At 72.4% G+C, this 18789-nt stretch carries 14 protein-coding genes; 9 read left to right on the forward strand and 5 right to left on the reverse strand.

All coding sequences use genetic code 11. The features are described from left to right. Positions 1-13 precede the first annotated feature (13 nt). From M3666_RS11865 to M3666_RS11885, 5 genes are all read left to right on the forward strand, one after another. Positions 14-859, forward strand: coding sequence for a ThuA domain-containing protein (locus M3666_RS11865; protein ID WP_251155304.1), 846 nt, complete (start codon positions 14-16; stop codon positions 857-859). After that, positions 856-1977, forward strand: coding sequence for a Gfo/Idh/MocA family protein (locus M3666_RS11870; RefSeq protein ID WP_066652397.1), 1122 nt, complete (start codon positions 856-858; stop codon positions 1975-1977). The genes M3666_RS11865 and M3666_RS11870 overlap by 4 nt, the downstream gene beginning before the upstream one ends. Before the next feature lie 260 nt (positions 1978-2237). After that, on the forward strand, positions 2238-3602 hold the full coding sequence (locus M3666_RS17115; protein ID WP_251155305.1) for an ATP-binding protein: 1365 nt from the start codon (positions 2238-2240) through the stop codon (positions 3600-3602). Next, positions 3599-4219 carry a response regulator transcription factor gene (locus M3666_RS11880; RefSeq protein WP_251155306.1) on the forward strand — a complete coding sequence of 207 codons (621 nt, stop codon included), beginning with the start codon at positions 3599-3601 and terminating at the stop codon, positions 4217-4219. Before M3666_RS17115 ends, M3666_RS11880 begins: the two co-directional genes overlap by 4 nt. 135 nt (positions 4220-4354) lie before the next feature. After that, positions 4355-5233 carry a hypothetical protein gene (locus tag M3666_RS11885; RefSeq protein ID WP_066652389.1) on the forward strand — a complete coding sequence of 293 codons (879 nt, stop codon included), beginning with the start codon at positions 4355-4357 and terminating at the stop codon, positions 5231-5233. Positions 5234-5437: 204 nt separating this feature from the next. On the opposite strand, the gene opgC is transcribed toward M3666_RS11885, so the two are convergent. The 4 genes from opgC to M3666_RS11905 form a co-directional block, all read right to left on the reverse strand. Beyond that, on the reverse strand, positions 5438-7954 hold the full coding sequence (opgC, locus tag M3666_RS17120) for an OpgC domain-containing protein (RefSeq protein WP_251155307.1): 2517 nt from the start codon (positions 7952-7954) through the stop codon (positions 5438-5440). Beyond that, positions 7942-8355 carry an ATP-binding protein gene (locus tag M3666_RS11895; RefSeq protein ID WP_066652386.1) on the reverse strand — a complete coding sequence of 138 codons (414 nt, stop codon included), beginning with the start codon at positions 8353-8355 and terminating at the stop codon, positions 7942-7944. Before M3666_RS11895 ends, opgC begins: the two co-directional genes overlap by 13 nt. Then, positions 8352-10379 (reverse strand): glycosyltransferase, encoded by a 2028-nt coding sequence (locus M3666_RS11900; RefSeq protein ID WP_066652384.1) that lies wholly within the window; start codon positions 10377-10379, stop codon positions 8352-8354. The genes M3666_RS11895 and M3666_RS11900 overlap by 4 nt, the downstream gene beginning before the upstream one ends. 115 nt (positions 10380-10494) lie before the next feature. Next, entirely contained in the window at positions 10495-11244 is a 750-nt protein-coding gene (locus M3666_RS11905) for a TetR/AcrR family transcriptional regulator (protein ID WP_066652382.1), read from the reverse strand. 121 nt (positions 11245-11365) lie between these two features. On the opposite strand from M3666_RS11905, the gene M3666_RS11910 reads away from it, so the two are divergent. Further along, positions 11366-12295 carry an NAD-dependent epimerase/dehydratase family protein gene (locus M3666_RS11910; RefSeq protein ID WP_209683869.1) on the forward strand — a complete coding sequence of 310 codons (930 nt, stop codon included), beginning with the start codon at positions 11366-11368 and terminating at the stop codon, positions 12293-12295. A 191-nt stretch (positions 12296-12486) separates the two neighbouring features. Here the strand turns inward: M3666_RS11910 and M3666_RS11915 are convergent, their stop codons facing one another. After that, positions 12487-14307, reverse strand: coding sequence for a DEAD/DEAH box helicase (locus tag M3666_RS11915; protein ID WP_066652376.1), 1821 nt, complete (start codon positions 14305-14307; stop codon positions 12487-12489). A gap of 182 nt (positions 14308-14489) precedes the next feature. Here M3666_RS11915 and M3666_RS11920 point away from each other — a divergent pair, with 182 nt between their 5' ends. From M3666_RS11920 to M3666_RS11930, 3 genes are all read left to right on the forward strand, one after another. After that, entirely contained in the window at positions 14490-16730 is a 2241-nt protein-coding gene (locus M3666_RS11920) for an MDR family MFS transporter (protein WP_374109586.1), read from the forward strand. Between the two features lie 119 nt (positions 16731-16849). Next, positions 16850-17440: a TetR/AcrR family transcriptional regulator gene (locus tag M3666_RS11925; RefSeq protein ID WP_066652370.1), complete on the forward strand. Its 591-nt coding sequence runs from the start codon at positions 16850-16852 to the stop codon at positions 17438-17440. A gap of 182 nt (positions 17441-17622) precedes the next feature. Then, positions 17623-18645 (forward strand): hypothetical protein, encoded by a 1023-nt coding sequence (locus tag M3666_RS11930; RefSeq protein ID WP_251155308.1) that lies wholly within the window; start codon positions 17623-17625, stop codon positions 18643-18645. Positions 18646-18789 lie beyond the last annotated feature (144 nt).

Raw genomic sequence — 18789 nt, forward strand, 5'->3', positions numbered from 1 at the left:
GAAGGCCCACACCATGACCACCACCCCGCTGCGCATCACCGTCTGGGGCGAGAACGTCCACGAGCAGGTCGAGCAGCACGTCGCCGAGCGCTACCCAGACGGCATGCACGGCGCGATCGCCGACGGCATCCGCGAGAACCTGCCGGATGCCGTCGTCCGCACCGCCACCATGCAGGAGCCCGAGCACGGGCTGACCGATGCCCTGCTCGCCGAGACCGACGTCCTGACCTGGTGGGGGCACGCCGCCCACGCCGACGTCGACGACGCCGTGGTCGACCGCGTCCACAAGCACGTGCTGTCCGGCATGGGGCTCGTGGTCCTGCACTCCGGCCACTGGTCGAAGATCTTCGGCAAGCTCATGGGCACCACCTGCACCCTGCGCTGGCGGAGCGAGCACGACCAGGAGCTCGTCTGGACCGTGAACCCGCAGCACCCGATCACCCGCGGTGTCCCGAACCCGATCGTCATCCCCGAGCAGGAGATGTACGGCGAGTACTTCGACGTGCCCACGCCCGACGAGCTGGTCTTCATCTCCGGGTTCACCGGCGGCGAGGTCTTCCGGAGCGGCATGACCTACCGCCGCGGCCTGGGGAGGATCTTCTACTTCTCCCCCGGGGACCAGGACTTCCCCGTGTACCACCACCCGGACGTCCGACGGGTGATCGCGAACGCGGCCGAGTGGGCGCGACCGGAGCGCGAGCGCGAGCTGCCGACCCTGCGCCGCTACGACCTCGGCGAGTACTTCGACGGGCAGCACTACCGCGGCCCGTTCGACGACGCACCCGAGGACGAGCTCGCCGAGCCCACCGAGCCGACCGAGCCGACCGAGCCCGCTGAGCCCGCCGAGGCCCGCGCATGACCGAGCACGCCCCGCTGCGGGTCGTGCAGGTCGGCGCCGGCGGCATGGGCCGCGCGTGGCTCGGGACGGTCGCCGCCGACCCGGACGTCGAGCTCGTCGGAGTCGTCGACCTCGACCTCGACGCCGCCCGCGCCGGGGCCGAGCTCGCCGGGTCCCCGACGATCCCGGTCGGTCGTGACCTGCCCGCGCTCCTGGCGGAGACCGGCGCCGAGGCCGTCCTCGACATCACGGTGCCCGTCGCCCACCACCCGGTGACGATGGACGCCCTGCACGCGGGAGTCCCCGTCCTCGGCGAGAAGCCCGCGGCGCAGACCGTCGCCGAGGCGCTCTCCCTCGCCGCCGCCGCCGAGGCCACCGGGCAGCTGTTCATGGTGTCGCAGTCGCGCCGCTACAACGACCAGCTCGTGGCCTTCCGGCAGCACGTCCGCGCGCTCGGCGGCGTCGGCAGCCTGAACACCCGGTTCGCGAAGGCCCCGCACTTCGGCGGCTTCCGCGAGGAGATGGACGACGTCCTGCTCCTCGACATGGCGATCCACGCCTTCGACTCCGCCCGCTACGTGCTCGAGCGCGACCCGGTGTCGGTGTACTGCGAGTCGTGGAACCCGTCGTGGTCCTGGTACCGCGGTGACGCGGACGCCGCCGCGGTGTTCACCTTCGAGGACGACGTCCGCTACGTCTACGACGGCTCGTGGTGCGCGCCCGGTGACGAGACGTCGTGGAACGGTGACTGGCGCGCGTCGGGAGCGTCGGGGTCGGCGTCGTGGGACGGCGACCACGACCCGTCGAGCGTGATCGACGACGCACCCGGCACGCCGGCGGGTGCGCCGGGAGTCGGTACGGAGATCGCCGGGGCGCTCGCGTCCTTCGTGCGGGCCGTCCGGACCGGGGTCACCCCCGACGGCGAGGTGCACGGCAACGTCATGAGCCTGGTGATGGTGGACGCGGCGATCGCCTCCGCCCGCTCGGGTCAGCGCGTCGTGGTCGACGACGTGCTCGAGCAGGCGCACGCGACGGCGCTCGAGGTCGAGCGGGACGACGCCGTCCGGGAGCGGCTCGCCGCGTGGGGGTCGGTGCGGCAGGCGCTCGCCTCCGCGCCGGACCGCACGCCCGCGGGCTGACGCAGGCACGCACGGACGGGAGGCGCGGTGCCGGCCGGCACCGCGCCTCCCGTCCGTCCCGGTTCGCGCCGCCCTGCCGGACGGATCCGCGCGTCGCGGGCGGATCCGCGCGTACCAGGTCGTTCCTCCTGACCAGGTACGCGCGGTTCCGCTTCCCACTCCAGGCGTGATGGGAAGGAACGGGCACACGACACACGGTCGGCTCGTCCGGCATCCGCGACCAGGACGCGAGTGCAGCTCAGGGCGATTACGGTTGCTCCGTGCGTGGACACCGGGCGTCGACCAGCGGGCAGCCGACCCCGGTCGTGCTCGTCACCGCCGACCCGCGTCGTCGTGCGGCACGGACCCCCTGGCGGCGGGTCCTCGTCGGGGTCGTCGTCGCCGCGCTGCTCGGCGGCGCCGTCGTCGCGACCGCGGGCACCCTCGTGTCGCAGCGCGTCGCCGAGTCCTTCGCCGTGCGGGACGCCACCGCCGACACGGCTGCGCTCGCCCGGGTGGTGGTGGAGCCCGCCCTCGTGGACGACGTCACCAGCGGCGACCCGGACGCCCGAGCCGTCGCCCGAGCACGACTCGACGACGCCCTGGCCGGCGAGTCCCGCGCCGGCTCGACGGTGCGTCTGAAGCTCTGGGGTGCGGACGGCACCGTGCTCTGGTCCGACGAACCCCGGCTGGTCGGCGAGCGCTTCCCGCTCTCCGACGAGGACCTCGCGGCGCTCCGGACCGACCGGTCCGACGCCGAGGTGTCCGACCTGGACGAGCCCGAGAACCGGTACGAACGCGGGCACGGACCGCTGCTCGAGGCGTACCAGGCGGTGCACACGCCCTCGGGCGAGGCCCTGCTGTTCGAGGCGTACCGGCCGTACGACCAGGTCATCGCCCGCGCCGCCGACCTGCGGGCCGCGTTCGCCGCGCTGGCGTTCGGCACCGTCGGGGTCGTGCTCGTGCTGCTCGTGCCGCTGCTGCTCTGGCTGCTCGTGCGGATCCGCACGGGCCAGCGGCTCCGCGAGCGGTTGCTCGGGCGCGCGCTCGACGCCGAGGCGGCCGAGCGCCGACGCCTCGCGGGCGAACTGCACGACGGTCCCGTGCAGGACGTCGCCGGGCTCGCACTCTCCCTCGGTGCGGTGCCCGAGACCCGTGCCGCCGCCGAGACGCTCCGGCAGGCGGTGTCCGCCCTCCGGACCTCGATGGCGACGATCCGCCCGGCCGCTCCCGGTCGCGACGGCCTGGGTGCCGCGCTCGACGACGCGTGCGCCCGTGCCCGGGCCGCGGGGGTGCTGACGGACGTCGACGTGCCGGAGCCGCTCGAGGCCTCCACGGCCGCGCGGACCGCGATCGTGCGCTTCGTGCGTGAGGCGGTCTGGAACGCCGTGAAGCACGCCGACGCGACCCGCATCCGGGTGTCGGTGCGGGCCGACCGCGGGGACCTGGTGGTGCGCGTGTCCGACGACGGGGTGGGGTTCGACCCGCGGCTCCTCGACGGGCCGGCTCCCGCCGGGCACCTCGGCACGACGCTCCTGCGCGAGGTCGCCGAGGACACCGGCGGCGCGCTGCTGCTGCGGACCGCACCTGGGGCGGGGACCGCCTGGGAGCTGACGCTGCCCGCCAGGACGGAGTCGCTGCGGTGAGGGTCCTGCTCGTCGACGACCACGCCCTGGTCCGACAGGGCCTCCGCGCCGTGCTCGCGACCACGACCGACTGCGACGTGGTCGGCGAGGCAGGCACGGGTGAGGAGGCCACCGAGCGTGCCGCGTCCCTGCACCCGGACGTCGTCGTGATGGACCTCTCCATGCCGGGCGCGGGCGGGGTCGAGGCGACGCGGGTGATCCGCACCTCGATGCCGGCGGTCCGGGTGCTCGTCCTCACCACCTTCTCCGACGACGACCGCGTGCGCGCTGCCCTGGCCGCCGGGGCGACCGGGTACCTGCTCAAGGACGCGGCTCCGGAGGAGGTCGTCGCCGCGGTCCGCTCGACGGCGCGCGACGAGGCACCCGTCGACCCACGCGTCGCCCGTGCCCTGCTGCCGGGTGCGCCGGCTCCGGGGCGGGACCGCGGACCGGCCCTGCCGCCCCGCGAGCGCGACGTGCTCGACCGCATCGCACGCGGCCTGTCGAACCGCCAGATCGCGACCGAGCTCGGGATCGCCGAACGGACCGTGAAGGTGCACGTCGGATCGCTGTTCCGCCGCATCGGCGTCGCCGACCGGACGAGTGCGGCGCTCTGGGCCCGCGACCACGGCTGGTGACGACGCGGCCGTGCACACGCCGGCGGAGCGGGTACTAGTACCAAGGTCCGATGGTGCCGCCTCCGCGTCCCGGCGACGATCGTCACGAGGGACGCGACCACCGCCGGCGCGTCGGACCAGCCCAGGAGGCACCCCATGACCACCCAGCGCACGCGACGCCGCACCACCGGCATCGCCACCGCGATCGCGCTCGGCGCCGTCGCCGCGGCGGCCCTCGTCGGGGTGTCCCCCGCGAACGCGTCCGGCAAGACGTCGACCGGCGGGGACTACGCCGTCACCGTCAACGGCGCCACGACGAACCCCGCGGTCGGCAGGGACTTCAAGCTCAAGGACGTCGCCGTCACCGGCACCATCGCGGTCCGCGGCAAGCACAACGGCTTCGACATCCGCATCGCCGACCTCGGCGTGTACGACTACACGCTGACCGGGGCACCGGACACCCAGCGGATGGTGACGAAGCCGACCGTGGTGTTCGCCTCGAAGGTCCCGTCGCTCACCGCCGCGCAGCTCGCCGGCACGAAGCTCTCCTCGCTCGAGGTCCGCGACGACACGCTCGTGGCGATCTTCGGCACCGGCGCGGGCAAGTTCAAGATCCAGGCGAAGGACGGCGCCCAGGGCGGGATCTTCCAGATGGAGACCGAGTTCGCCCAGCCCGTGACGTTCACGCACACGCTCGGAGCCGGGCTGTTCTACTTCACCAACCCCTACACGGGGAAGATCAACTTCGGCGACGGCGTCGCGGCGGTGTCCTCGGGCAGCGACGCGCACCAGATGCTGCTCGGCAAGGACAGCCCGCAGGTCGCGACGAAGACCTCGCAGACCGCGACGACCACGACCTGGACGGTCCAGCCCGGCGGACGCATGGGTGGTGTGCTCGGCGAGGACGCGGTCGAGCTGTCGCAGGGCGCGACGAACTGCACGAGCGACTGCCAGGCGCAGAACCAGGTCCGCGGCTCCCTGCCGGTCCCCCCGGACCCGGTGGACCCGCAGCCGCTGCGCGTCGCCACGCGCTGACGGGACCACGCGACGGACTGGAGGCGCGGTGCCAGCTGGCACCGCGCCTCCCGTCCGTCGTTCCGTCCCGCCCGCCCGGCCCGGCCCGGCCCAGCCCGGCCGGAGACTCGGGCTCAGCGACGGTCCTCGTGCCGCCGACCGCGAGGACCGTCGGTCAGGACGAGACTCGGAGCCCGCTGCGACGGACCACGCCGCCCACGCGGGTCAGCGCGGGATGACCGAGAACATGAAGCGCTTCCGGATCATGTACCAGACCAGCAGGATCAGGGCCGTGTGGGCCGCGAAGCCGATCCAGCCGTTGAACCAGTCCACGCCCGGGATCGACGCGATGGCCAGCGCGAAGAAGACCTGCCAGACGAACACGTAGAGACTCGCCTGCCCGATCGGGATCCACAGCCACCCGATGACGGCGCTGATGGGCTTCCAGAACACGGTGAGGATCGCGTACGAGACGATCGCGAAGAAGGCGATGTCGACCAGACGCCCCCACTGCAGGTCCACCCGCTGGTACGCCGTGTTGTACAGGTCGTTGTACATCGACGCGGGGAACGGTGCCGGGGTGAACCCGAACTGGTCGCCCGCCCACACGTAGACGAGGAACGCGGCGTACCCGGTGATCCCGATGCCGATCAGGACCTTGCCGAGTCGGCCGGTCAGCGCCCCGATCACCTGGCGCCGGTAGTAGCCGAGCACCAGGCCGTGCGTGAAGACCACCTGCCAGGTGAGCAGCGGGAACACCGACTCGAACTGCGAGTTCAGCGGGCGGAACTCGGGGTTCAGCGCCTGGAACGCGTACAGCCCCCAGCTGACGAGGAGCAGCGCCCACCAGAAGCCGCGCCGGATCACCCACAGGAAGACGGGGATGAACAGGCTCAGCACCACGAACAGGCCCATGATGTTGAACGGCCACGGCCCCATCTCGAGCAGCAGGAACTGCCGGATCGCGAACCAGGGCGGCGGGTAGGCCAGCAGCTGCATCGCGTTCGGGTACAGGTCGTACACCCGGCCCTCGGCGCCGACGCCCCCGGTGCCGGTCCCCCGGTCGGTGAAGGTGGTGATCGCATCGGTGTTCAGGAACGGCACGAAGCTCAGCGCGAAGACGACCACGATCACCGCCAGGGTGACGACGTACTGCTTCCGCGCCCGCTTCCACGCCCCGACGGCCGCCACCCACTCGCCGAACTTCTTGATCGCGAACGGGTACGTCATGCCGAGCACCATGCCGGACAGGAACACGAACATCTCGGCGCCGGTGATCGCACCGGTGGCGTGCAGCGTGATGTACGAGTAGGGCCCGCCGATCTCGATGTGCGTGATCACCACCGCGAGGATGATGAACCCGCGGAAGAGGTCGAGGCGCAGGTCGCGCCCGGGCTTGCCGTCGTCGGGGTACCGCCAGCTCGGCAGCAGCCGTCCGACGAGCCCGCTCAGCAGGAACGCCGCTGCGAGGCCGAAGGCGCACCAGACGATCCACGCCATCTGGTCGCCGCCGGTCTCGTACTGCTGGCTGATCGCCGCGGCACCCTCCTGCGTCGTCACGCGCTCCGTCACCGGTCCGAGGACGAAGTCCCCGGCCTGTTCGAGGTCCGTCCGGAAGGACCCGGCGATCCCGGGGTCGGCCGTGTCCCGCCAGTCGGCGACGCGGTTGCCGGCCTCGGGCTCGCGCCGGTTCGTCTCGAGGAACGTCACGCCCCGGACCTCGGGGTGGTCCTGCACGGCGGCGATCACCTGCCGCCACCACGCCTGCTTGACCGGGAGCTCGGCCGCACCGCGCAACGAGTGGTCGTACAGCGCGCCGGTGTCGAGCAGCATCGGCCGGTCCTCGCCCTGTGCGAAGCGCTCGGTGAACGTGCCCTCGGACTGCGTCTGCTCGTACCCCCAGGTCTCGTCGAAGCGTGCCGCGACCTCGCCGTCCTGCGGGACCTCGTTGCGGGTCAGCGGGACGTCGCGACCGGCGGCCTCGGTCGCCTTGCCCTTGCCGAAGAAGAACATCGACAGCCCGACCCAGTCGACGCTCTCGGCGCCGGGCCAGTACGGGCCGTAGGGGTCGTCGGCGGCGGTGAGTCGGCCGTCGCCGTCGGTGTCCAGCTCGGCGACGTCGCTGCCCGACAGGGTCTGCAGCCGCCCGGCGGACTCGCCGAACGGGTAGCCCGCGCCGTACGACGGCGACCACACCATGGCAGCGTCGGAGTCACCCGCGTGCACGGCCGCGGCCAGCGTCCGGAACGCCGGGACGAACGCGGTCGGCTGCTGTCCCCAGCGAACCCACGTGCCGTTCATCTGGGGAGCGAAGCGCACGAGCAACTGGGTGTCGTACTGCCGGTGGACCTCCTCGAACAGCCGGTTCGCCGCGGCGGCGTCGGCCTTCGTGAGGGACCGCAGCGACCGCGACGGCTCCAGGCTCACCGCGAGCACCGCGCCCTGGGTCGCCGCCGCGCGGGTCGCCCGCAGGAACTCGTCCCGTGCGCTGCGGTCGAAGGGGTACTCGATCTCGACCCCGTAGACAGACGGCGTCGCGCCGAGCCGACCCTCGTACCCGTCGGGGGCGTCGCTCCCCCAGTCGAGGTCCGGGCCGAACCACACGCGCCCGTCGGAGGGCGTCTCGCCGGCACGACCCGGAGCCGACACGGCCGACGCGGGGAGCGCCCCGCCGAGCAGCAGCGTCCCGACGACGACGAGGAACGCGACGGCCTTCGCCAGCGCGCCCCTCACCGGTTGCACGCCAGGGTCCAGATGTTGTGGCCGCCGGTGTGCTCGTGCTCGAGGCGGTCGAGCGCGGCGATCGCCAGCGCGAGGCCGCGACCGCTCTCCTCGTCGGGGTCGGCCATGGTCACGGCGGACAGGTCGACGTCGGCGGGGCGCCCGTTGTCGGTGAGCACCGCGACGAGCTCACGGTCCGTGGCGCAGAGCTCCACCGTGTACCCGCGACCGGCCTCGGCATCGGTGCGTCGCGTGTGCTCGACGATGTTGGCAGCGATCTCGGCGAGGGCGGTCTCGAGCGAGAAGCGGAGACGGGCGTCGTCGATCGCCATGGTGTCCCACCAGGCGCCGAAGCGGTCCTGCACGACGTCGAGCGACTCGGCGACGGCCGGGACGTCGAAGGTCAGGTCGTGGTCGGTCACAGTGGGCCTCCTGCCGTCGAGGACACGTGTTCGGACTGCGGCGTCCCCGCCTCCGGTCCGCGGTAGAGCACGGCGCGGACGACGATGCTGAAGATGAACAGGTCGAAGATCACCCACGCGGTGTTCACGAGCGGCGCGATGCCGTCCGCCTGGCCCGTGGCGTACCGGATCGCGATCATCACGAGGGCGGCGACGAGCGCACCCATCGCGTACAGCTGGGGCTTCACGAGGTCCCACCGCGGTCGCTGGTCGGACTCGTCCTTGACCTTCGGCGTGACCCGGAACCCCAGTGGCTTGCCACGGAACACGTTCTCGAACGCGCTCGTCACCGACTCGATCCAGACGGGGAACAGCGCGAGCGAGTACTGCTGCCCGCGCCACGTGGGTCTGCCGGCGGCCACCACCCAGAACAGCAGCTGGTTGAGCACGAGGAACGGGATGAGCCGCACGAAGAAGTCGACGCTGTAGGCCTGCACGGGCACGACACCGAACGACAGGCAGAGCACCGGGGCCGCGATGTACACGATCGCCGCGAAGCCCGAAAGGTAGCTCCACATGGTCGAGAAGTACATGAGGCGCTGCCCCCACGACAGGCCCTTCTGCACGAGGGGGTTCTCGCGGAAGAAGACCTGCATGGTGCCCTGCGCCCAGCGGAGTCGCTGCACGAGCATGGTGGGCAGGTCCTCCGGCGCGAGGCCCTTCGCCAGGATCTCGTCGTGGTACGCGGACCTCCATCCCAGGCCGTGCAGGCGCATCGCGGTCGCCATGTCCTCGGTCACGGAGATCGTGGCGAGCGGCATGATCGGCTGGGCCTCGTCGTCGCGGTTCACGTCGAGCGCCCGGGCGAGCACCGCGATGGACTCGATCGCGGCCACCGGCGAGGCGTCCCGTCGTCCGAGCACGTCGAGGGCAGCGTCGTCGAGGCCGGCGAAGGTGTCCGCCTCGGTCGACATCGCGGCGAGCTCCTGCAGGTCACGGCGGACCGACTCGAGGTCGGCGGCGGCGAACCGGTACGCGATCGCGTCGATGCCGCGCTGGAAGTCGTAGGTGACGTCGCCGAGCGGTTCGCCGCGGTCGATCTGGTCACGGGCACGGTCGACGACCTGCTCCGCACCGTCGAGCGCGTCGAGCACCCGCGGGTCGGTCTCGGTCTCGCGGGCTCGTGCGAGCAGCTTCCGCGACGTCTTGATGGTCCGCTCGACGGACTCCTCGACCTCGCGCACGTAGCGGGTCACGCCGAGCTGCATGAGTGCCTCGCGCCGCAGGATCGCGTTCGATCCGCAGAAGAACGCCGCGTTCCAGCCGTCCTTCGACTGCTGGATGGGCCCGTAGAACAGCGGAGCCTGGCTGCCGAGCAGGTCGGCCTCGGGCACGTTCTCGAACCACTGCGGCGTCTGGACCAGCGCCATGCGCTCGTCCTTGAAGTAGCCGAGCGTCCGGTCGAGGATCGACGGCTCCGGGACCTGGTCGGCGTCGAGGATGAGCAGGAACTCGCCCTGCGTCGCGAGCAGCGCGTTGTTGAGGTTGCCGGCCTTCGCGTGCCGTGGCCGGTCGACCCAGTCGGCGCCGCGCGTGATCACGCCGATGCCGAGGGACTCGGCGGCGGCGCGCATCTCCGGGCGGTTGCCGTCGTCGAGGATCCACGTGGCGTGCGGGTGCGTGATCGCCTTCGCCGCACGGGCGGTGCGGACGACCAGCTCGACCGGCTCGTTGTACGTCGTGATGAAGACGTCGACGGTGACGTCCCCGGCGGGCTTCGTCGGCGGTTCCCCGCGTTCGCGGAGTCGCCAGGCGCCGAACGCGAACAGCAGCGAGTCGATCACGCTGTAGGTCTCCGCGAGGATCAGCGGCACCGCGATCCACCACGAGTGCCAGTTCACCGAGCCGATCCAGCGCCAGACGATGTAGTTGACGCCGGCGATCGACGCGAGGAGCGCGACGGTGCGCACGGTCGCGAGCCGCTTGGTCGGGGTACCGGTGGTGAGTCGGCGACGGTCCTGACGGCTGACGTCGAGCGCGGTCATCGGCGTCCTTCCTGCTGCAGCCGGCGAGCGCTGGGTGAGTGCGCCGTACCGCCCTGTCTACCGCAGGCAGGGCACCGCTGTCAGCCCGCCGCCCCGTCCGCGGGGTGAGATCGGCTCATCCGGGCGCTGCGAGCCCCAGATCGTGCGCGAGGCGGACGATCACCTCGTCGAAGTACGCCGCCGGGTCGGTCACCGAGCCGACCGCGTGCCCGAACAGCTCGAACGACAGGACGCCGAACACCGTCGTCCAGGCGATCAGGGTCCGCAGGACGACCTCGGGCGAGGGGTCGTCGTGGAAGCCGCGCTCTCGTGTGTAGGCGACCGCGTCGGCGACGGCGCCCGGCGCTGCGGGCCGCGAGCCGATCGCGGGACCGGCACCGAGCCTCCAGTCCGGAGCCAGCTCGGACCCGGCGACTCCCGACCACGCGTCGGTGACGACGCGGACGAGCACGTGCGTCGTCCGCGAGGCGGGCTCGACCGTGTCCTGCGGTGCGACGTACCCGGGCACGGGTGAGCCGTACAGGAGCGCGAAGTCCCCGGGGTGCCCGATCGCCCACTGCCGGACGGCACGACACGCGGCGACCCAGCGGCCGACGTGGTCGGACCGGTCGACCGGCGCCTCTGCCGCCTCGACCGCGGCGCCGAGTTCGTCGTAGTCGAGCACGAGCAGCGCGGTGAGCAGGTCGTCGCGGCTCGGGAAGTACCGGTACACGGCGGAGGACACCAGGCCGACGTCACGAGCGACGGCGCGCAGGCTCAGCTGCTCCGGTCCCTCCTCGGTGAGCCGGGCGCGCGCGGCCGCGAGGATGCTCGCGTGCACGGCCTCCCGTGCCAGGGACCGGGCGGTCCTCGCCTTCTCCACCATGCCGTCAAGCGTGCCACGGGAGAGCACTGCACACAAACGAGAGCACTGCTCTTGCATCGGAGCCCGTCCGGCTGCATGATGGCTTCCGAGAGCACTGCTCTCCCGAATCTCAGGAGGAACCATGCCCCGTCACCACGTCGTCGTCGGCGCCGGCCCCGTCGGTCGCCACACTGCGGCACTGCTGTCCGAGCGTGGCGACGAGGTCGTCGTCGTCACCCGCTCCGGACGCGACACCGGTCTGCCCGGGGTCCGCCACGTCGGGCTCGACGCCGCCGACGCGGACGCCCTGACGGCCGTCGCGGACGGCGCGGCAGCACTCCACAACTGCGCGAACCCCGGCGACTACACGCAGTGGGAGCGGGTGTGGCCGCCGCTGGCGTCCTCCCTCCTCACCGCCGCCGAGCGGACGGGTGCCGTGTACGCGATCACCGGGAACCTGTACCCGTACGGCCCGGTCGACGGACCGATGCGCGCGGACCTGCCCGACGCCGCGACCGACCACAAGGGCGTCCTGCGGGCCCGGATGTGGGCGGACGCGCTGGCGGCGCACGAGGCCGGACGCATCCGCACGGTCGAGGTCCGCGGCTCGGACTACGTCGGCCCGGGCACCGGCGTCAACGGGCACGTCACGCGGGTGCTCCCGACCGCGATGCGGGGGAAGCCCGTCACCGTGATCGGGCGCTCGGACCAGCCGCACTCGTACACCGACGTCGGCGACGTCGCGCGGCTCCTCGTCGCCGCGGCGGACGACGAGCGGTCGCACGGTCGGACCTGGATCGTCCCGACCAACGCACCGCGGACCCAGGAGCAGGTCCTCACCGAGATGCTCCGGACGGCCGGTCGGCCCGCCGTCCGCGTGCGGTCACTGCCGATCGGCCTGCTCCGCGGGATCGGCGCGGTGTCCCCGTTCATGCGGGAGGTCGCGCAGCTCGGCTACCAGTGGTCGGCCCCCTACGTGGTCGACGACACCGCGACCCGTGCGCACTTCGGGTTCGGCCCGACGCCCTGGGACGAGGTCTGCCGCCGCACGGTGGACGGGCTGACCGTCTGAGCCGACCGGACGGGAGGCACGACCCGCGACGGGCGGGCGGCTCGCGTCCGTCCCGGAGTCGGCCCGGCAGTGGGCAGGGCCGATGGGGTCCCGCGACGCGACTGCGCGACCCCGCAGGACGGGGTCGCGCAGCGGATCAGTGGCCGGTCAGTGGCCGGTCAGTGGCCGGTCAGTGACCGACCGATGGCTGGTCAGTGCCGGGGCTTGCGTGCCGGACGGTCGTCGTCGCGGCGGTCGTCACGGCGGGGACGGTCGTCCCGACGGGGCGCACGCGGTCCGCGGTCGTCGCGGTCGTACCGACGGGCACCGCCGCGGCGGTCCGGCGCGATCTCGATGAGCTTCCCGCTGATCCGGGTGTCGGCGAGCCGGTCGAGCACGCCCGGGTCCATGCTCTCGGGCAGCTCGACGATCGAGAAGTCGGGTCGGATCTGGATCGCGCCGAAGTCGTCGCGCCGCAGGCCGCCCTCGTTCGCCAGGGCGCCGACGATCTGGCGCGGCTCGACGCGGTGGCGACGCCCGACCTCGATCCGGTAGGCGGTCATCGGCTGCGAGCGGCGCGGCCCACGGTCCTCGCGGCCACCACGGTCGTCGTCACGGTCGCGGCGCTCACCACGGCGGCCGTCGCGGTCCACCTGGTTGCGGAGCTGGTCGTCGGCCGGGTCGAGCAGCAGCGGCGAGTCACCCTGCGCCACGACCGCGAGCGCGGCCGAGACGTCCTCGGCGGGCACGTCGTGGTTGCGGACGTAGTGCGCGATGACGTCACGGAACTTCTCGATGCGGTCCTGCTGCTCGAGCGCCGCGGTGATCGCGTCGTCGAACCGGCTGAGGCGCGTCTCGTTGACGTCCTCGACCGTGGGCAGCTGCATCTGCGTGAGCGGCTGCTTCGTGTGGCGCTCGATGGCCGACAGGAGCCGGCGCTCGCGCGGCGTGACGAAGCTGATCGAGTCACCCTTGCGGCCCGCGCGACCGGTGCGGCCGATGCGGTGCACGTAGGACTCGATGTCGACGGGGATGTCGAAGTTCACGACGTGGGTGATGCGGTCGACGTCGAGGCCACGGGCGGCGACGTCCGTGGCGACCAGGATGTCGAGCTTGCCGGACTTCAGCTGGTTGACCGTGCGCTCGCGCTGTGCCTGGGCGACGTCACCGCTGATCGCCGCCGCGGCGTACCCGCGGGCGCGGAGCTTCTCGGCCAGGGTCTCGGTCTCGCTCTTCGTGCGGACGAAGATGATCATGCCCTCGAAGTCCTCGACCTCGAGGATGCGGGTGAGCGCGTCGACCTTCTGCGGGTACGACACCATCAGGTAGCGCTGCGTGATGTTCGCGGCGGTCTTCGTCTTGGTCTTGACGGTGATCTCGGACGGGTCGTTCAGGTACTGCTGCGAGATGCGACGGATCTGCGCGGGCATCGTCGCCGAGAACAGCGCGACCTGCTTGTCGTCCGGCGTCTCGGCCAGGATCGTCTCGACGTCCTCGGCGAAGCCCATCTTGAGCATCTCGTCGGCCTCGTCGAGCACGAGGTACTTCAGCTGGGACAGGTCGAGCGTGCCCTTGGCGATGTGGTCCATGATGCGACCGGGCGTGCCGACGACGACGTCGACGCCACGGCGCAGCGCGGACAGCTGCACGCCGTACGCCTGGCCGCCGTAGACGGGCAGGACGTGCACGTGCTTCATGTGCGACGCGAACTGCTCGAACGCCTCGCACACCTGCAGCGCGAGCTCACGGGTCGGCGACAGCACGAGGGCCTGGGGCACCTTGCTGCCCGACTCCATGCGGGACAGGATCGGCAGCGCGAACGCCGCGGTCTTGCCGGTGCCGGTCTGCGCGAGGCCGACGACGTCGCGCCCCTCGAGCAGCGTCGGGATCGTCGCTTCCTGGATGGCGGAGGGGGTCTCGTAGCCGATGTCCTTGACGGCCTTGAGCACCGGATCGCTCAGGCCGAGGTCGGCGAAGGTCACCACGGGCCCCTCGTCGGCGGTCTCGGTGGCGGTGGCGGTGTCCGTGCTCATGGGGAAACGGTACCTCGGACGGCGGACGCCCGCTGACGCGACCGGGCGAGCGGTGGCCGGACGGGAGGCGCGTGGCGGCGCCGCGACGCGCCTCCCGTCCGTCGCCATTTAGTTGCATTCCGGAACCACCGGATGTATCGTTGCGCGGTCTGCAAAGTTACACAGTACGAAAAAGGAGTTCGATGACCGCCACCGCACCCGTCTCGGTGCAGCAGGGCCGCGACACCGCCGGCCCCGACGCGGCGACCGGCGCGCACGCGCCCGGCACCTCCGGCCAACAGCCGCTCATGACGCACCGCCAGATCCTCCTGGTGATCTACGGCCTGATGGCGGGCATGTTCCTGTCGTCCCTCGGCCAGACGGTGTTCGGCACGGCGATCCGCACCATCGGCGACGACCTGCACGGTCTCGACCAGCAGGCATGGGTGACCACGGCCTACCTGATCACGTCGACGATCGCGACGCCGATCTACGGCAAGCTCTCCGACATCTTCGGCCGACGGCCGCTCTACATCTTCGGCATCGTCGTCTTCATCCTCGGCGCCGTGCTGTCCTCGATGTCCAACTCGATGCTCATGCTCGCGGCCTTCCGTGCCGTGCAGGGCATCGGCGCCGGCGCGCTCATGTCGCTGCCGCTCGCGATCATGGGTGACATCCTCGCGCCGCGTGAGCGTGCGAAGTACCAGGGGTACTTCCTCGCCGTGTTCGGCATCTCGTCCGTCATCGGACCGCTCATCGGCGGCCTGCTCGCCGGCTCCTCCGAGATCCTCTGGATCACCGGGTGGCGCTGGGTGCTCCTCATCAACGTGCCGATCGGCGTCGCCGCGCTCATCATGGTGATCGTCTTCCTGCACCTGCCGAAGGTGCACGGCAAGGGCGACAAGCCGAAGGTCGACTGGTGGGGCGCGACGGCCGTCATCGTCACGCTCGTGCCGCTGCTGCTCGTCGCCGAGCAGGGCCGCACCTGGGGCTGGGGCTCGCCCGCCGCGATCGCCAGCTACGTGATCGGTGCGCTCGGACTCGTCGCACTGCTGCTCGTCGAGTCGAAGATGGGCGACGCGGCGATCATCCCGCTGAAGCTCTTCCGCTCCGGCACGTTCTCGATGGCGACCGTCATCGGGTTCCTGGTCGGCTTCGCGATGTTCGGCGCCATGCTGACCATCCCGCTCTACCTGCAGATCGTCGTGGGCCTGACCCCGACCGAGTCGGGCTTCGCCACGCTGCCGCTCGTCGGTGGGCTGATGATCGCGTCGATCACCTCGGGCCAGATCGTCGCCCGTGTCGGCCGCTACCGGATCTTCCCGGTCATCGGCACGTTCCTGGTGTCGGCCGGCTACGTCGTCCTGACCTTCATGACGATCGACAAGCCGCTCTGGTTCCTGATGATCGGCATGTTCCTGATCGGCCTCGGGCTCGGCTCGGTCATGCAGTCGCTGACCCTGGCGTCGCAGGGCTCGGTCGAGGCCCGGGACATGGGCGTCGCGACCAGCTCGGCGACGTTCTTCCGGCAGATCGGCGGAACGCTCGGCACCGCGGTGCTGCTCTCGATCCTGTTCTCGGTCATGCCGAGCAACATCCTGACGGCGACCGCGAACCAGGCCGACCTGAAGCCGGCGCTGTCGGCCGCACTCGACCCCGCGGTGGCGAGCAAGCCGGCCAACCAGGGCGCGATCGACACGATCTGGGCCCCGATCACCACCCCGCTGCAGCAGACCGTCCAGGGGAAGCTCGACGACGCCTCGGCGCAGGCGAAGCAGGCGGCCGACCAGGCCGTCACGCAGCAGGTCACCGCGGCCGTGCAGCAGCAGGTCGCCGCCGGTGCCGTGCCCGCAGCCGCGGCGCAGGGCGTGATCGACCAGCAGGTCGCAGCGGCCACCCCGGCCGCAGAGTCCGCAGCCCTCGAGGCCGTGGCGGACGAGGCGCACGCCAGCGTCCAGGACGGCACGGTGTCGGTCGACTGGTCGAACGCCTCGCAGCGGTCGTACTGGGTGGACGAGCTCACGCCGGCCCTGGCGAAGCAGATCGACGACGGCGCCAGTTCGGACTCCGCGGCGACGAGCACGAACGACACCTCGTTCCTCACCGGCGCCGACAGCCGCCTCACGCGGCCGTTCATGGCGGGCTTCAACGCCTCGTCCGTGACGATCTACTGGGTCGGACTCGGCGTGATCCTGCTCGCCTTCGTGCTCACCTGGTTCTTCCGGGTGCCGCCGCTGCGCCAGCGCTCGGCGCTGCAGGAACAGCACGACGCCGCGAACGGATCCTCGTCAGACGGCTCCTCGTCCGACGGTTCCTCGTCCGATGTCGACCGCTCGGCGCCGTCGGCCGAGGCCGAGCTCGAGGCCCGCGCCGGGCTCGCAGCAGCCGAGGCCGGATCGTTCACCGGGCCGATGACCGGCTCCACGCCGACCCAGCGTCGGTGACCCCCGGCCGCCCGCACCCCGCCCGGGGTGCGGGCGGCCTCCCCGTGCCGGACCCGTCCGGCACAGACGACCCGGCCCACCGCAGGACACGGTGGCCGCCCAGCACCACAGGAGTGCACGTGAGCACCACAGCAGCACCGGAGCCGGTCACCGCACCGTGCACGTTGCGCGAGCGGAAGAAGCAGCAGACCCGGCAGGCGCTCCACGACGCCGCCCTGACGCTCGTCTCCGAGCACGGTCTCGACGGCGTCACCGTCGAGCAGATCTGCAGCGACGCCGACGTCTCCCCGCGGACCTTCTTCAACTACTTCACGTCGAAGGCGCACGCGGCGCTCGGTCTCGACACCGTCGAGGTGCCGGAGTGGGCGGCCACGCGCTTCGCCGAGGCGGACGGCCGACTCGTCGACGACCTGTGCGTCCTGATCGCCGCGACCGTCCCGCTCTCCCAGGACCGCCGCCGGATGAAGGAGCTCCTCGTGCTCCGACCCGAGATGGCACCGATGGTCATGCAGTGGATGGCCGAGTCGCGGCAGTCGCTCCTCGCCACGGTGTCGTCGCGCACCGACGAGCAGACCGCTCGCACGGCCGTCGGACTCGTGCTGTCCGCGCTGTCCGAGGTCGCGCACCGCGACACCGTCGGTGACAGCGACGAGCTCGCGGTGAAGCTCCGCACCGTCGTCGCCGAGATGGGCGCGATCGCCGCGTCCTGATCCGCGCCCGCGGTGCGACGCACGGTGCCGCACGGCGCTGCGGGGTTCCACAGGGTCCCTTCGGGAAGCCGCAACCGATCGTCCGCGAAGGTTCCTCGCCGCCTACGCTCGCGGCACCGGACGTACCCGACGACCGGTCCCGGCGCGGTCTCCCGACGCTCCGGGGATCCGCGAGGAGCACCATGCACCACGTCCCGAGCGCTCGGTCCGCAGCGCGCACCACCGCAGCGGCCGCCGCCGTGCTGGTCGCCGCCGCACTCGGCGTCCTGCCGGCCGCCACGGCCCGGGCCGCCACCCAGCCCGTGTCGGCGTCGACGGCGTCGTCGTCGCCGACACCGGTCACCCCGCCGACGACGGCGGACGTGCCGTCCTGGGCAGCGGCCACCAGCGAGTCCTCCCCCCAGGTGCTCCCGACCGTCCGGGCCGGCGAACCGTCCTCCGCCGACCTGCGCGCACGGGACGCCGACGGAGCCACGTACTCGCTCACCACCGCGGACGGCGCCACGGCCCACCCGGACGACGGGCTGACCTTCGCCCACGGTGTGCTCTCCGGCACCCCGACCCACGCGGGCACCGCCACCGTGCGGGTCACCGCGACGACCGCGGTCGGCTCCGCGGAGCACTGGGTGCGCTGGACCGTCCTGCCCGCTGCCGCCACCGGCGTCGGCGTGGTCGTCCGCACCGTCCCCGCCGCGTCGGACGGGACGTACACCTGGGTCGGTGCCGACGGCCGGGTCTACCCGGATCCGCTGGGCGTGGCGCTCGGCGGCTCCCTCACGCTCGAACCGTGGACGACCGACCGGTTCGGCAACACGGTGGCGGTCGCCGAGGACGCCGAGGTCCGTGCGAGCGACGACGCCGACCGGGTCGACCGCGGCGACGGGACCGTCACGGTGACCTTCGCCGGCGCGGCGTCGCAGACCGTCCGGGTGTCGGTCGACGGCACCGCGACCACGTTCCCGGTGCGGGTGACCGGCGGACGGGCGGCGACCGCTCCCGAGGGAGACGCCACCACCGCAGCTCGGGTCGGGCAGGACCCGGACGGTGGTTCGTCGAGCGCCCGCTCCGTCGCGGACACCGCCGGCGAGCTCGCCTGGACCGGGGCCGATGCCGCCGTGCCGATCGGCTGGGCCGTGGCGCTCCTCACGCTCGGCACGGCCGTGGTCGGACTGCGCCGGGCGCGTCGGACGCGGCACCGCGCCTGAGCCGGGCGGCCGGCCCGAGGCGCCGGCGTTTCGTCGTGCCGGACGGATCCGAGACGCCGGCGTCACCGCGAGACGCCCCCGATCGCTCGAGACGCCGTCCTCTTCGGCGGCGTCTCGGCACGACGGCGGCGTCTCGGCACGACA

Source organism: Curtobacterium sp. ODYSSEY 48 V2 (assembly GCF_023712625.1).
Lineage (GTDB): Bacteria > Actinomycetota > Actinomycetes > Actinomycetales > Microbacteriaceae > Curtobacterium.